This window comes from Bacillus cihuensis, from assembly GCF_000504145.1.
GTDB classification, from domain to species: Bacteria; Bacillota; Bacilli; order Bacillales; family DSM-1321; genus Peribacillus; species Peribacillus huizhouensis.
Genome location: NZ_KI632495.1, coordinates 712507 through 727631, shown reverse-complemented (window position 1 = coordinate 727631; position 15125 = coordinate 712507). Strand labels below are relative to the sequence as shown.

Annotated in this window: 15 protein-coding genes and 2 pseudogenes; 15 read left to right on the top strand and 2 right to left on the bottom strand. The window is 36.2% G+C overall.

Translation table 11 applies throughout. From position 1 onward, the window contains the following. Positions 1 to 5 precede the first annotated feature (5 nt). Positions 6 to 1424, top strand: a pseudogene (locus V179_RS27675) (MFS transporter). 274 nt (positions 1425 to 1698) lie between these two features. Here the strand turns inward: V179_RS27675 and V179_RS27670 are convergent. Beyond that, positions 1699 to 2472 (bottom strand): IclR family transcriptional regulator, encoded by a 774-nt coding sequence (locus V179_RS27670; protein WP_051404907.1) that lies wholly within the window; start codon positions 2470 to 2472, stop codon positions 1699 to 1701. Between the two features lie 349 nt (positions 2473 to 2821). On the opposite strand from V179_RS27670, the gene V179_RS0109430 reads away from it, so the two are divergent. The 5 genes from V179_RS0109430 (at position 2822) to V179_RS0109410 (ending at position 7152) form a co-directional block, all read left to right on the top strand. Next, positions 2822 to 3985: a Gfo/Idh/MocA family protein gene (locus tag V179_RS0109430; RefSeq protein WP_028391217.1), complete on the top strand. Its 1164-nt coding sequence runs from the start codon at positions 2822 to 2824 to the stop codon at positions 3983 to 3985. Between the two features lie 113 nt (positions 3986 to 4098). Then, complete coding sequence (locus V179_RS0109425) at positions 4099 to 5295, top strand: MFS transporter (protein ID WP_028391216.1); 1197 nt, start codon at positions 4099 to 4101, stop codon at positions 5293 to 5295. Between the two features lie 59 nt (positions 5296 to 5354). Beyond that, a complete protein-coding gene (locus tag V179_RS0109420) occupies positions 5355 to 5747 on the top strand; it encodes a VOC family protein (RefSeq protein WP_028391215.1) in 393 nt (130 codons plus the stop codon). Positions 5748 to 5752: 5 nt separating this feature from the next. Next, positions 5753 to 6091 (top strand): putative quinol monooxygenase, encoded by a 339-nt coding sequence (locus V179_RS0109415; protein ID WP_220478570.1) that lies wholly within the window; start codon positions 5753 to 5755, stop codon positions 6089 to 6091. A gap of 86 nt (positions 6092 to 6177) precedes the next feature. After that, positions 6178 to 7152, top strand: coding sequence for a Gfo/Idh/MocA family protein (locus tag V179_RS0109410; protein ID WP_028391213.1), 975 nt, complete (start codon positions 6178 to 6180; stop codon positions 7150 to 7152). Between the two features lie 175 nt (positions 7153 to 7327). Here the strand turns inward: V179_RS0109410 and V179_RS0109405 are convergent, their stop codons facing one another. After that, positions 7328 to 8776, bottom strand: coding sequence for a GMC oxidoreductase (locus V179_RS0109405; protein WP_034300959.1), 1449 nt, complete (start codon positions 8774 to 8776; stop codon positions 7328 to 7330). Positions 8777 to 9250: 474 nt separating this feature from the next. On the opposite strand from V179_RS0109405, the gene V179_RS32020 reads away from it, so the two are divergent. The 9 genes and pseudogenes from V179_RS32020 to V179_RS27660 all read left to right on the top strand — a co-directional run bounded on the left by V179_RS32020 (position 9251) and on the right by V179_RS27660 (position 15025). Beyond that, on the top strand, positions 9251 to 9382 hold the full coding sequence (locus V179_RS32020; protein WP_268745186.1) for a hypothetical protein: 132 nt from the start codon (positions 9251 to 9253) through the stop codon (positions 9380 to 9382). Positions 9383 to 9426: 44 nt separating this feature from the next. Beyond that, on the top strand, positions 9427 to 9825 hold the full coding sequence (gene spxA, locus V179_RS0109395) for a transcriptional regulator SpxA (RefSeq protein WP_028391211.1): 399 nt from the start codon (positions 9427 to 9429) through the stop codon (positions 9823 to 9825). Between the two features lie 226 nt (positions 9826 to 10051). After that, complete coding sequence (locus tag V179_RS0109390; RefSeq protein ID WP_028391210.1) at positions 10052 to 10585, top strand: sensor domain-containing diguanylate cyclase; 534 nt, start codon at positions 10052 to 10054, stop codon at positions 10583 to 10585. A 327-nt stretch (positions 10586 to 10912) separates the two neighbouring features. After that, positions 10913 to 11341: a MarR family winged helix-turn-helix transcriptional regulator gene (locus V179_RS0109385; protein ID WP_028391209.1), complete on the top strand. Its 429-nt coding sequence runs from the start codon at positions 10913 to 10915 to the stop codon at positions 11339 to 11341. Positions 11342 to 11395: 54 nt separating this feature from the next. Further along, entirely contained in the window at positions 11396 to 11794 is a 399-nt protein-coding gene (locus V179_RS0109380; protein WP_028391208.1) for a DoxX family protein, read from the top strand. A 45-nt stretch (positions 11795 to 11839) separates the two neighbouring features. Beyond that, positions 11840 to 12460 (top strand): nitroreductase family protein, encoded by a 621-nt coding sequence (locus tag V179_RS0109375; protein WP_028391207.1) that lies wholly within the window; start codon positions 11840 to 11842, stop codon positions 12458 to 12460. A gap of 35 nt (positions 12461 to 12495) precedes the next feature. Then, on the top strand, positions 12496 to 13434 hold the full coding sequence (locus tag V179_RS0109370) for a ring-cleaving dioxygenase (protein ID WP_028391206.1): 939 nt from the start codon (positions 12496 to 12498) through the stop codon (positions 13432 to 13434). Between the two features lie 42 nt (positions 13435 to 13476). Further along, a pseudogene (locus tag V179_RS27665) lies at positions 13477 to 14420 on the top strand (ring-cleaving dioxygenase). Positions 14421 to 14470: 50 nt separating this feature from the next. Then, positions 14471 to 15025 carry an alpha/beta hydrolase gene (locus tag V179_RS27660; RefSeq protein ID WP_235179007.1) on the top strand — a complete coding sequence of 185 codons (555 nt, stop codon included), beginning with the start codon at positions 14471 to 14473 and terminating at the stop codon, positions 15023 to 15025. Positions 15026 to 15125: the final 100 nt, after the last annotated feature.

Sequence of the window (15125 nt, the reverse complement as noted above, 5' to 3'; positions counted from 1 at the left end):
ATAAAATGAGTCAAAGCATTAGTAAAAAAGAGATTAATACAGAATCAATTCATTCAAATGGAACAGTAAGAGCGTTTGGTCTAAGAGATAAGCTTGGTTATATGTTTGGCGACTTTGGAAACGACTTTTTCTTTATTTTAGTCAGTTCCTTCTTGATGGTTTACTATACAGATGTTTATGGACTTAGTGCTGCCTTTGTTGGAATTCTATTTTTAATTGCTAGGCTTTGGGATGCTGTTGCTGATGTGACTTGGGGGCGTTTTATCGATACTAGAACCCCAAGTAAACATGGCAAATTTAAACCATGGATTTTCAGAATGTCTTTTCCACTCGTGATTTCAGGTGTATTAATGTTCGTTCATATTCCAGGGATGTCGAATGGTTTTTACGAAGCATATGCTTTTGTCACCTACATATTATGGGGAACTTTGTATAGTACAGTCAATATTCCTTACGGTTCCATGGCTTCTTTGATTACAGATAACCATATTGAACGTACTTCTTTATCTACATTCAGAACGATGGGAGCCATGTCGGCCAGTTTAATCATTAATGCGGTTGGACCATTGATTGTATTTGTAGACAATAAGGCAGACGCTGATGGTTTTCTCATGGCAGCTGTAATTTTTGGTGTACTTTCTTTTGCTTGTTACATGGCGTGTTATTAACTATCAACTGAGCGTGTAGCGATGCCTGAAAATAACGGGATCAAACCTAATTTAGGTCATACATTAAAAGCTTTATTAAAAAACAAACCATTAATTGCTATTCTTGGTGCATCTCTAATTTTTATGATGAGTACGATGCTCATCGGTGCCGTTAACGTTTATCTGTTTAAAGAATACTTTAGTAATACAGCAGCATTAAGCATGGTAGGAATTATCCAAACAGTTACTGTATTTATCGCGATTCCATTGGTAAAAATATTGGTTGCTAAATTTGGTAAAAAAGAAATAACAACAGTAGGAATGATCCTTGCAGCCGCTGTGTATATTCTTTTATTCTTCTTAACGAACTTATCTATTTCCCAATTTATTGCTGTTTCAGCTATTGGAATGTTTGGGTATGCATTCTTTAATACAATGATATGGGCTTTTGTCACTGATGTCATCGATTATCATGAATTATTAACTGGAATACGAGAAGATGGCACTGTTTATTCTTTCTATTCCTTCGCTCGTAAAATAGGTCAAGCACTTGCTGGTGGGATAGGCGGTTTTGCCATTACAGCTATTGGTTATGATGCCACTCGTGAAGTACAATCACAGAATGCACTTGATGGAATCTATGCACTAGCTACCATCGTGCCTGGAGCTATCTATTTAATTATCTTTTTCATTATCGTATTTTTCTATCCATTAAATAAACAACGTATGAATCAGTTAAAAATTGATTTAGCTGAAAAAAGAAAAAATAAAAAGTAAAAAGTAAAAAAGGACAGACCACACTAATAAACATCAATAGTATGAACGTTTAATTTGTGAAAGTTCATACTATTTGAGTTTAGTGGGGTCTCCTTTTGTTTTGAGTAAGCGTCATGATCTATTTGGAGGAATCTATATTTTTGTTGGAAATAGAACGTGCTCAAATTCAATAAGGACTAAGGAAAAAATGCAATCAAAAATAAAAGTAATAGGCATGGATCAAAATTATTCATTAAAAGATCGCAGGACTCCACTATTGAGCAATGGGGTCACTTTATTGTTTTATATCAAAGTGTTGAATGATCTTTTGACAAGTTTTAAGAAGAGCAGTCGCTAGTTTTTGCTCATTACCATAAAATCGAGTTGCTGGGAGTGGTATAGAGACAGCACTGATATTTTTCATACGATCAAAAACAACTGCGCCTACCGCACAAATTCCATGAATGTGTTCTTCTCTGGTAAAAGCAACACCTTCTTTTCGAACTATTTCTAACTCTTTTAACAGTTCATTACGATTTGTAAACGTTTTATCTGTGTACTTTGTTAATTGATCGGGTAGCAGATTTTCAACCTCAGTTATAGGTAATGAGCCGAGTATAGCCTTTCCATTTGCCGTGCAATGTAATGGAAAGGCTGCTCCAGGTTGTGAGGTTGCTTGTAATGGATGCGGAGCGATAATTTGATCCACAAAAAGGACCTTTCCGTTATCTAAAACTGAGAGGTCGACAGTTTCATTCACTTCATTAGATAGTTGAATTAAAAATGGTCTAATTTCTTCTCTAAGGTCACTATGGACAGCAGCAGCAAGCATCGAAATTTCAGGTCCAAGACGGATCCCGCCGTTAGTAGAGGCTTGTGCGATAAAATTTTCTTGTTCTAGTGTAGAAACAATTCTTTGCACCGTGGATCGTGCTAATCCCACTTCTTTTGCAATTTGTGACAGGCTTAATCCTTTTGGATGATCCCTAAGGGTCCTCAGTATGCTAGCCGCTCGAGAAATAACTTGCACGTTAGATGTCTTATTTTGATCTTGTTTATCGTTATTCAAAAGTATGTACTCCTTCCACTTTCTATACCCATTCAATTATATCTGAAATTTTGATCTTTCATAGAGAATTTCTGTCATTGATCAAATATCTAGAAATTAACTTTCAAGTTTTTTGACAGAAAAAATTACCCAATCGCATCAATGTTTTTACTCATTATTTTCTATTATAACTGATGATTGTATGAAGAAAAACAATATGATTGACAAAGATGTTATAAATTCATTATACTCAATTTAACCAAATAACGATACACGTGTACCACATAGTGGTTATTGTTCATTTAGATTGTTTCATACTATTAATTTGTTATCAAGATTTTAAAAACATTTAAATTAGAGGTGGATAGATATGAGTTTAGTAAAAGTTGGTATCATTGGAGTAGGGAACATGGGCAGTTCACATGTTCGATTACTGGATAAAGGACAAATCGAAGGGGCAACATTAACGGCCATTTGTAGTCGTAATGAAAGTCGAATTGAATGGGTGAAAAATAATACACAAGGATATGTGCAAATTTTCCGGGATGAAGAGACCTTTTTTAGCGAATCAGGAATTGATGCCGTTCTAATTGCGACGCCCCATTACAGTCATCCAGAACTAGCAAAAAAAGCCTTTGCGAATGGGATACATGTCCTCATTGAGAAACCAGCAGGGGTTTATACAAAAAATGTGTTGGAAATGAATGAAGCAGCTAAAGCTAGTGGTAAAGTATTTGGTATCATGTATAACCAAAGGGCGAATCCCCTTTATCAAACATTACGGGATCTTATTCATTCAGGGGAACTTGGTGAGATTAAACGAACCAATTTGATTGTGACTGATATTTACCGTTCACAAAGTTATTATGATTCAAGTAAATGGAGAGCCACATGGAAAGGTGAAGGTGGCGGTGTTCTATTAAATCAGGCACTTCATCAATTAGATATTTGGCAGTGGACAATAGGGGATATGCCAAAACGGATTCGTGCAGTGGCTAGTGTAGGAAAGTACCATGATATTGAGGTTGAAGATGATGTAACAGCCTATGTCGAATATGAAAATGGGGCGACCGGTGTATTTATTACTTCAACAGGGGAAGTTCCAGGAACGAATCGCTTTGAGATTATTGGAGATCGCGGGAAAATCGTTGTTGAAAATGAAGAACTTACCTTTTACCAATTAACACAATCAGAGCGTGAATTTAATCAGACATACAAGGGTGGTTTCGGTAAGCCTGAATGGAAGAAAATTGATATTCCTGTAAAAAGTGAAAATGCGAATCATGCAAAAATTATTCAAAACTGGATTGATTCGATCAGAAAAGGTTCATCTTTAGTAGCGCCAGGAGAAGACGGGGTAAAGGCATTAGAAATTGCAAATGCCATGTACTTATCTTCTTGGTTAAATGAAACAGTAGAATTACCCATCGACCCAAACGATTATTTTGAAAAATTACAAGAAAAAATCAGTACTTCTGCATTTGAGAAAAAGAATGTAACAAACACAATATTAGATGTAAAGGGGACTCATTAATATTTTTAATTATTGGTTAGAATCGGAAACGAGGCTTTTGCAAATACAAAATAATCAGTTTAGTAAAATATTGGACAATATACTTTATTGTTTTGGAAATAGGAGGCATTGAGGTGAATACATCGAAATTATGGACAAAAGATTTTATCATCATGTCCGTATCTACATTTTTTGGGAGTTTAACCTTTTATTTATTAATAACAACTTTAACCGTTTATGCGATTGAAGAATTTAACGCTTCACAAAGCATGGCGGGTCTTGCGTCTAGTATATTTGTAGTGGGTGCACTAGTTTCACGTATTTTTGCTGGAAAATATATTGAGATCATTGGACGCAAAAAGATGCTTTATGGCGGATTATTTTTATTTTTGATTATGATGTTGTTATATTTTATTGTAGAAAACATGAACGTATTATTATTTATTCGTTTTATTCATGGAGCAGCGTTTGGGTTGTTTACCACAGTTATAGCAACAGTTATCATGGATATTATTCCGAATGAACGTCGAGGAGAAGGAATAAGCTATTTTTCATTAAGTATAACCCTTGCAATGGCAGTTGGCCCCTTTCTAGGTCTTTATATCAGCGAACAAGGAAGTTTTACGATAATATTTGTAGCTTGTACACTTTTCACTCTCGTTAGTACTATTATCTTATTATTTGTGCATATCCCTGAAGGAAACATCACAAAAGAACAGATTGATGCGATGAAAGGCTTTAAGTTGAAAGATTTTTTCGAAATAAAGGCTGTTCCTATCGCTATCATTATTGCAATTATGGGTTTTGCTTACTCAGGTATCCTGTCATTTATGACTTCATATGCAAAAGAAATTAATTTAATGGAGGCTGCAAGTTTCTTCTTTCTTGTATATGCTGTCTTCATCTTGATTTCAAGACCATTTACTGGACGGCTATTAGATAAAAAAGGGGATAACATTGTGATGTATCCAGCGTTACTATTATTTGTGATCGGATTAGTCACTCTTAGTCAAGCCAACCAAGGATTCACTCTCCTTTTAGCAGGTGCGCTAATTGGTCTTGGATTTGGAACAATGAATTCTTGCTGTCAAGCTATTGCCATAAAGGAATCACCCCGGCACCGAGTGGGGCTTGCAACCTCAACCTTTTACGTGTTTATGGATTCAGGAGTAGGAATTGGCCCTTTTCTAATAGGGTTTATCATTCCAGTTGTTGGTTTTCGTGGCTTGTATTTAACCTTGGCAGTGGTCGTATTTGCGAGTATTTTTTTGTATTATGTCCTCCATGGAAAAAAGAAACTTACAGAAAACAATATCCTACAAGCGAGCTAGTATGTATGGGGATTTGAGGGAAGTTATAAATAATTCAATATAATGAGGTGGGCTTGCAGATGATTAAAGGGATTAATCACGTAGGATTAAAAGTAGTAGATATGGAACGTTCATTGGATTTTTATTGTAATAAACTCGGTTTTAAGAAAGCGTTTGAATTGAATCAGCCAAATGGTGAACCGTGGATTGAATACGTGAAAGTTGCTGAAGGGTGCTTCATTGAATTATTTTACCATGGTATCGAAGGTGTTAAAGAAAGAGAAAATCATATTTGTTTCGAAGTAGAGGATATCCACGAAACAGCGGAAAATTTAAAGAAAAAAGGAGTAACACTAGCAGTAGAAATTGCCCAAGGGGTGAGTTTAAACTACCAATTCTGGGTAGTAGACCCCGATGGGAATTGGATTGAGTTTATGGAGATGCACCCAGATTCATTACATATGAGGAGCTAATAATGATGGGAACTTCATATAATACGACAATTATAAAGAGAGAGGGAGTTAATAAAGTGATTAGAGTTGTTTGTAAGGCTAAATTAAAACCGGGTGTATACATTGAGGAATATTTAGAAATTGCTAGAGAAGTTGTTTTAGAAACTAGAAAAGAAAAAGGGTGTATAATGTACACTCTTCATGAAGATATTAATGACCCGTCCATCCTAACTACGCTCGAAGAATGGGAAGATGAAGAGTCTATTAATCAACACAATAAAAGTGAACATGTTTTGAGAATGGTTCCAGAGCTTAGAAAACTTCGAGAAAGTACAGAAATCAACCTTTATAAAGAAGTAAAATAATTTTCATAATCGGTTGTTTCTACTGAACATTACATTAGATGTCATCGAAACGCATTAAATATGATTACATAAGAAGGGGGAAAATCATGAAATTTGAAAAAATTTGTTGGGGCATTATTGGATGCGGTGATGTGACGGAAGTGAAAAGTGGACCAGCATTCCAAAAAAATAAAAATTCAGAGTTGGTTGCCGTTATGCGAAGAACTGGTGAACTAGCAAAAGACTATGCACAAAGACATAATGTTCCGAAATGGTACGATGATGCCGACGCACTTATTAACGATCCAGATGTCGATGCTGTTTATATTGCAACACCACCTAGTTCACATAAAGAATATACAATTAAAGTTGCAAAGGCTGGAAAACCTGTTTATGTAGAAAAGCCAATGGCACTCAATTTTGCTGAATGTAATGAAATGATCGCTGTTTGCAAGGCGGCTCGCGTTCCTTTATATGTTGCTTACTACCGTAGGGCACTGCCTCGATTTGTAAAAATAAAAGAGTTACTAGAAAATAAAGCGATCGGAGACGTTCGTTTCGTATCGACAATACAGTATCAAAAAGCTTCAGAAGATGTGTTGGACTCACAAAATCTCCCGTGGAGGGTTCAACCTGAATTGTCTGGAGGCGGACTGTTTTTTGATTTAGCCAGTCATACGCTTGACTTATTAGATTTTTTACTGGGACCTATTAAAGATGTTCAAGGTTTTACTTCAAATCAAGCAGGCTATTATCGTGCGGAAGATATCGCTACAGGTACTTATCGATTTGAATCTGGAATTCACGGCGTAGGAAATTGGTGTTTTTCTGCTTTTGAAGATGTGGATGTGAATGAAATCGTCGGCAGTAAAGGGAAAATTACCTTTTCCACTTTCGGAAATGAGCCCATCGTTTTGACGACTACTAGCGGAACAGAGCAATGGAATTTTGAAGCGCCGCAGCATGTTCATCAACCCCTTATAGAAACGATTGTAGCTGACTTAACGGGAGATAGCAGTCAGTGCCCAAGTACTGGAGTGACCGGTGCGAGAACAAACTGGGTTATGGGTGAAATAAGCTAGGTAAGAGATCTTTGATTAGGATGGGAAAAAGAAGGAAGTGAATATTAAAGTTAATGATTTTCCAAAAAAAGATTGGGTGCTTAAATTGCACCCAATCTTTTTTTTGGCAAAGCTATCGAAAACCCTAAAGAAATTCTTTAATATCCTTAGCATACAAAATTTAATGATCAAACTTCTATCCGGACTGGCGAACAAGATGATCGGCAAGTCTAATAGCCAAAGCAGTGTTAGAAAGCACTGGTCCAGCGGCTGTCAGGGTAGGAAGAACACTATTATCCGCTACATACAAACCTTGAACACCATGTATTTGACCGTGACGGTTTGTCCCTGAAGTTGCAGGATCATCCCCCATTCTACAAGTAGAAGCTTCATGCATATCTGATCCAGGCGGTCTGAGCACCAAGGTAGACTCATCAAGAGTTACTCCCATAGCAGCTGCAGATTGTCTAATACCTTGTGCAACTTGGTCGGCTGTTTGACGATCTTTGTTGCTTAAAGAATATTGAACTTGCTGTAGCGGTACACCGAATTCATCCTTTACAGACGGATCAACATATACTCTATTTTCAGCTCGAGGCTCAACTCTCCCAAAGGATGCGTAAGCAACCATTAACTGGTCTTTGAGTACTTTATCTTCAAATTGCTGGTAAGAAAAATATTGATCCGGTCCAAGAATTTGAATATGATAAGGGGATTCTTTCGTCTCAAATTTCAAAATAGAAAAATTTCCAAGTTTATCAGAGAACTGTCTACGGGGGATCGTACCAACTGCGATGAAGGACACATGACCAGTTAAATAACGCCCAATAGCTTGACCTGGGATTCCTGAATTAAGCAATAGACGTGGTGTCTCCAATGTACTTGCCGATACGACTACATTTTTTGCCCGTATTCTGTGAGGTCTCATATCTGCTGAAAGGACCTCAACGCCAGAAACTCTCCCACCCTGTGTCGTGACTTTAGAGACATAAGCATTTACAGCCAGATCATATGGTCGATCAAATTGTGCGGCCGCTAAAGCATTAATCGAGCTATACCATGGATTCGAATGAACTTCTCCTTGGCGGGAAGGTGTCATGTCAAAAGCAACTGGCATGTCATCTGCTTCAAGTATCCCAGCTGCATGGAGTCTCTTTAAAAAAACATTTTGCATCGAGGAACCTTTAGCATAATCTGTTGTGACATGCAATAATTTCTCTGCCATTCCATAATACACATTTAACTCTCTAGGATGGATAGGCCATTTATTAAGCTCAGAACTAATCGGCCTCGGAGTAGCTGCATTCCAAAACAGTGACCTTCCCCCAAGTGCGTATACCATTCTGGCTCCTGAAAATTGGGGTAGACGATCTTCGAAAGTCGTTGAATTATCTCCAAGCAGTGCATCCCGAGCCGTATTTACATTCTGCGTAGGTATATTAAGAGAATGAGAATGAAATAACTTATCTCCCTTTTCAAGAATTCCAATCTTTTTAGCACCTTGATTTTTCCATAGCTCACAGAGCCTCTGTAAGGTTGCTCCTCCACCAGGACCGCTTCCCACAATGAGGACGTCGTAATTGGTCTGTGACATTTCGTCAAGCGATTTTGTAGGGATCCAATTATTTTTATATTTCACCACCATAGTCCTCACTCCTTTAAAGATATTTTCTTTTAAAGGTATGTTCTTTGGTTATCAAATATGAAATATAACATTGTCATTTACTTTTTAGTTTTATTACTTAAATTGATTTACTCAAGTTTATAGGATATAGCCATGTTATTAAAGTTCAAACTCTATACGTTAACAAATAAATGGCATTAATAATTACATTTAATTAAAGATAATTTATTTGAATATAATTGACATCAATATAACAATGCGATGTATTTATCTCATATTCGAGATATATTAATTATAGATATAATAATTAAAGGTTTTTGATATGAAAAAGACCATCCTATCAAAAAGATAGGGGTTATTTTTCACTCTTATATTTTTATCTATCACTGTAAAAATATATAGTTAGAAAACTCTAATTAAATAGTACAGTAAAAAGACATGTATATAAGAATAAATATGATAGACGGATTAATATTGAACCTGGAGGAATGATAAATGTTAAAGAGACCTCAGAAGGTAGAAGAAGTAGATCATGAATGTGTTGAGCTAATGCGAATAACCAAAGAAATGGGTATATCTATTCAGAACATTAGAGAATTTTTAGGAGCGGCATATATTAGTAAGTAGACAAAATTCAGAAGATCCTTTGTTTAGGGAGTGTGATTGTCAATATGGTTACCTTATATACATCGCCAAGTTGTACTTCTTGTCGTAAAGCAAAAGCGTGGTTTGAGAAATATGAAATTGCTTATATAGAAAAGAATATTATTTCTGAACAGTTGACAATTGAGGATATTAAGGGAATTCTTCGTTTGACAGAAGATGGAACAGATGAAATTATTTCAGAAAGATCGAATACATTTCAAGAATTGAAGATTGATATGGATTCTCTTTCGCTTCGAGAATTATATCAAACAATCATAGATCATCCAGGGTTATTAAGAAGACCTCTAATCCTTGATGAAAAAAGGTTACAAGTGGGATTTAATAAAGAAGAAATTCGCAGATTCTTACCTCGAAAAGTTCGTTGCTTCCAGCGTCGTGAAACTAAAAAATGGTCGATTAATTGACTCAGAACTGTTCAATTTATTGGAAGGAGATGGATTAACTAATAAGCCCACATAGGATAACGTATTAAACGGATTACAATCCTATATTACGTCTTCCATAGAAAGTTCATTTAAAATAGTCATAAAACTACAAGTCAACAAATTTATTGCCTAAAATGATTTAAATGGAGTTGGGGCAGTGATGATTCAGAACAGTACAAATTCCGAATAAGCAAGGTAAAGTCAGGTGTTTGACCTTATTTGGAATAATACAACAGATGCCATTTTTACAATCGATCATAACGGTGCAATTATTGATGCGAATCCGGCCTTTGTGGACCTTTTTGGTTGGAGTGTTAAAGAATTAAAAGGGTTAACGTTTCCTCCATTCTTCTCCCACATAACAAAAGCAGAACATCAAATTTTTTTGAAGCATCTTCGAGAGGGACGAACCTATCCATATGTTGTTTCAAAAAGGAAGCATAAAGATGGAAAGGTGTTAGATGTTATCGCTTCGTATCGATCAATCAATAATCAAGATGTCCTTGCGGTTGGTATGAGTTATGAACAAGTTGAAAAAATTGTTGAAAGAATGCACACCATATGTATAGCTCCTTATCAGATAAATGGACATACATTTAATGTTACTCTAAGTATTGGCATATCGGTTTATCCTGAGCATGGATCAAGGGGAGAAGTTTTAATTTCTCATGCAGATCAGGCGTTATATAGAGCAAAAGAAAGCAGAAACCGATTTGTTATTTATTTGCAAGATAAGTAATCATCTTTATTTCCTACGTCATGGAAATTTTTAATAATGAAGTTCGCTCACGTCATTGTTTAAATAGGTTAGGGTATTTTGAAAATATTATCTATCAAAAAAAGTGCGCATTTTCTGTAAAAATTGTGGCTTTCTATGTGTATTTAACCAAATAACGTCTTAATGAATGTAAGGAAAAGTGTAGGATATGAAGAGATTCTGCATTATATTTTTAAAAAATCCCTAAGGTTATTGACAGAAGAGAATAAAAGTTTTAGAATTATCTCATATTCGAGATATTTTAATGAAAGATATATAATATAATTTCATTTGTCAGGAGGTGTTTAAATGGAAGAGAAATGTACAAACCAGGCTTATCTGGAACTGATGCAAACATCCAAAGCCATTCAGGATTGCATTAAGATGGAAATGATGAATCATAAGATCAATATTACTGAGTTCTCTGTATTAGAGGTGCTTTATTTTAAGGAGAAGCAAACGATTCAGCAGATTGGTAAAAGCATACTCATTTCTAGTGGGTCTATGACTTATGTAATAGACAAATTGGAACAGAAGGGCTTCATAAAAAGAATTGACTGTCCTAATGATCGTCGTGTCATACATGTAGTTTTAACGGAAAATGGAATGAACTTAATGGAGAAAATCATGCCTAAACATCGAGATTTGATTAATAACATGCTTGGTGATTTAACTGATCAAGAGTCACAAACAATGATAAAACTTTTGAAAAAAGTAAGTAAAAGAGTAGAAACATAATTTTTTCACACTAATATCTCGAATTCGAGGTAAAAATCGAGGAGGATGAAAAAAATGATAGATATTGGTTTATTATTGATTAGATTGGTAATTGGTCTCTTATTCATCGGTCACGGTGTACAGAAACTATTTGGTTGGTATGGCGGTTATGGATTAAAAGGTACAGGAGGTTGGATGGATTCACTTGGTTTAAAGCCTGGTGTGACGATGGCACTCATTGCGGGATTAGCCGAATTAATTGGAGGAATTTTATTTGCTTCAGGGCTACTCACACCGCTTGCTGGTCTAATGATTGCAGCAACAATGGTAATGGCAATTGTAAAGGTGCACGGTCCGAATGGGTTATGGTCAACACGAAATGGCTATGAGTATAATTTGACCCTGCTAGTGGTAGCAATAGGGATTGCTTTAATAGGGCCTGGTCAATATGCGTTGGATGCTTTTTTATTCTAATATATCTGGGTTTGAAGATATTTGATAGCAAAGGGATGTGTTGTTATGGCTGACTTTATACAGTTAGTAAAAGAGAGACGGTCTGCAAGCAATTTTCTTCCAGATCACATGATTACAAAAGAAGAGTTGAATGAAATTTTTGAGTTGGTTAAACTAGGACCTTCAGCGTTTAATCTCCAACATACAAATTATCTAACAGTTATGGACCCAGTAATCAAAGAGAAATTAAAGAAGGCTGCAAATGGGCAATATAAAGTATCCAGTGCTTCTGCGGTTATCCTAGTTTTAGGTGATAAAAATGCCTTTTGGCAGGCTCCTGACATTTACGAAGGTTTGAAGATGCTAGGGATTGTGAATAAACAGGAATATGATTTTATGGTTAATGACACCATTTCCCTCTATGAATCGAGAGGGTTAGACTTTCAACGAGATGAGGCTATAAGAAATGCTTCGTTATCAGCGATGATGTTCATGATGGCTGCCAAGGAGAAAGGGTGGGATACCTGCCCTATGATTGGTTTTGATTCTGAATCGGTCAAACAGATTTTGAACATCGATGAGCATTACGAAGTAGTGATGATGATTACAATAGGAAAAGAAAAGGTTGAAAGTAGAAAACCTCGTGGATATCGCAAGCCAGTTAGCGAATTTGTCACTTATATTTAGGAATTAACTGTTAATTGAATCGGAGTGAAAAACAAATGAGTAAAAAAACAATGGGAATTCATCATATCACGGCAATCGTCGGTCATCCACAAGAGAATGTAGATTTTTATGCGGGTGTTTTAGGATTACGTTTAGTGAAAAAAACGGTAAATTTTGATGACCCTGGTACTTATCACCTCTATTTTGGGAATCAAGGTGGAAAACCAGGAACGATTATAACATTTTTCCCTTGGGCTGATGCATATCAAGGGAAAATCGGTGACGGACAAGTAGGGGTTACTTCATATGTTGTTCCGAATGGAGCTATGGGATTTTGGGAAAAAAGATTAGAAAAGTTCAATGTTCCTTTTACAAAAAACGAACGTTTTGGAGAGCAGTATTTGGAATTCGATGATCCTCATGGACTTCATTTGGAAATCGTTGAAAGAGAAGAAGGTGAAGTGAACACTTGGCATTTTGGAGATGTCACACCTGACGTAGCCATAAAGGGGTTTGGCGGAGCGACATTATTATCAAAACAACCAGAAAAAACAGCTGAACTGTTAGAAAAAGTCATGGGGCTTGAGCAAGTTGGTAAAGAAGGAGATTTTATTCGTTTCCGTTCTTCTAGTGATATAGGAAATATCATTGATTTAAAATTAACAACAACCGTCAGTGGACGAATGGGTGTAGGAACTGTCCATCATATTGCGTGGCGAGCTCATGATGATCAAGATCAATTAGATTGGAAAAAGTATATTGAAGGTTATGGTTATGGTGTCACACCTGTTCAGGATCGAAACTATTTTAATGCGATTTACTTTAGAGAGCATGGTGAAATTCTTTTTGAAATCGCAACGGATCCACCAGGGTTCGCTCATGATGAAACTCAAGAGACAATGGGGGGAAAATTGATGTTGCCGGATCAATATGAACCAAGTCGAGATCAGATTGAACGATTGGTCCTTCCATTTGAAGTTAGAGAGTTAGATTAATTAACTTAAGGACCTAATCTGAGGTGAAATGGAGGGTAAAGAATGCAGAAAACAGCAGGTATTCACCATATAACCGCAATGGTTAACGATGCCCAAAAGAATATTGATTTCTACGCAGGGGTGCTTGGATTAAGACTTATTAAAAAAACAATAAATTTCGATCGACCAGAGGTGTATCATCTTTATTTTGGAAATGATACTGGTCAACCAGGAACTGTCATTACATTCTTTCCATGGACTAAACAGTTAAAAGGCCGTGTCGGTACAGGGCAAGTTGGAGTAATTAGTTTTATCATACCAAACAATTCCATTACATTTTGGGAAAATCGCTTAAAAAAATTTAAAGTAAAGTCTTTTCAATCAGTACGTTTTGGAGAAAAGTATTTAAAATTTCAAGACCCAGACGGTATTGAACTAGAACTAGTCGAACGCCAAGAGGGGCCAATAAATAATTGGCTTTTGGGTGAAATTCATTCTGACATTGCTATTAAAGGTTTCGGCGGTGCGATGTTAATTTCAGCACAACCTAATAAAACGGCAGATGTGCTTGAAAATGTATTCGGATTCGAATGCATTGGTCAAGAAGATGACTTCCTAAGATTCAAATCGGAAGCACAGCTTGGAAATACAATTGATATTAAGCTAACTCCTTCATTAGGGGACTCATGGGTGCGGGAACTGTTCACCATATCGCTTGGAGAGCTAAGGATGAAGAAGATCTTCTAAGATGGAGAAAACTCCTTCAAAGTAAGGGGTATTTTCCAACAGAGATTCGTGATAGAAATTACTTTAAAGCTGTTTATTTCCATGAAGAAGGTGGCATTCTTTTTGAAATAGCGACTGACCCACCAGGATTTACTGTTGATGAACCTATAAATCAACTTGGACAGAAACTCATGTTACCTTCATGGTTCGAGGGAAAACGAAAAGAATTAGAAGAGATCTTACCTCTTATTGAGGTTAGAGTTTTGGAAGGGGATAAATGATGAAACATATTTTTCAAAAAGGGAATGATCCAGCAAAACCAACTTTATAATTGCTTCATGGAACCGGCGGAAATGAATTAGATTTATTTCCACTTGCAGGGAGAATTGACGATGAGGCTTCGATATTAAGTGTACGTGGAAATATACTTGAAAATGGAATGCCTCGTTTCTTTAGACGATTAGCAGAAGGTATATTTGATGAAGAAGATCTCATTTTCCGTACAAAAGAATTAAATCAGTTTCTTGATGAAGCAGCTGAAAAATATGAATTTGACAGAGGCAATATGATTGCGATTGGTTACTCAAATGGAGCCAATATAGCTGCTAGTTTATTGTTTCATTATCAAAATGCATTAAAGGGTGCGATTCTTCATCACCCGATGGTACCGAGAAGAGGAATTGAGCTTCCTGTTTTGTCAGGGAAGTCCGTGTTTATTGCTGCTGGGACAAATGATCCGATTTGTTCACCAATGGAATCTACTTTACTCCAATCCTTATTGGAAAAGGCGAATGCAAACGTTGAACTTCATTGGGAAAATAGAGGTCATCAATTGACCGCTAATGAAGTTGAGGCTGCGGCACTCTGGTATCGTAAGGTCTATTAATCTTTCATATTATAAATTCTCTTGAGGTTTAGTAGGTAATATTCATTGATTTGGAGTAGTAATAAAATTTGAAATAGATTAAATACTAGCTGACGCATAG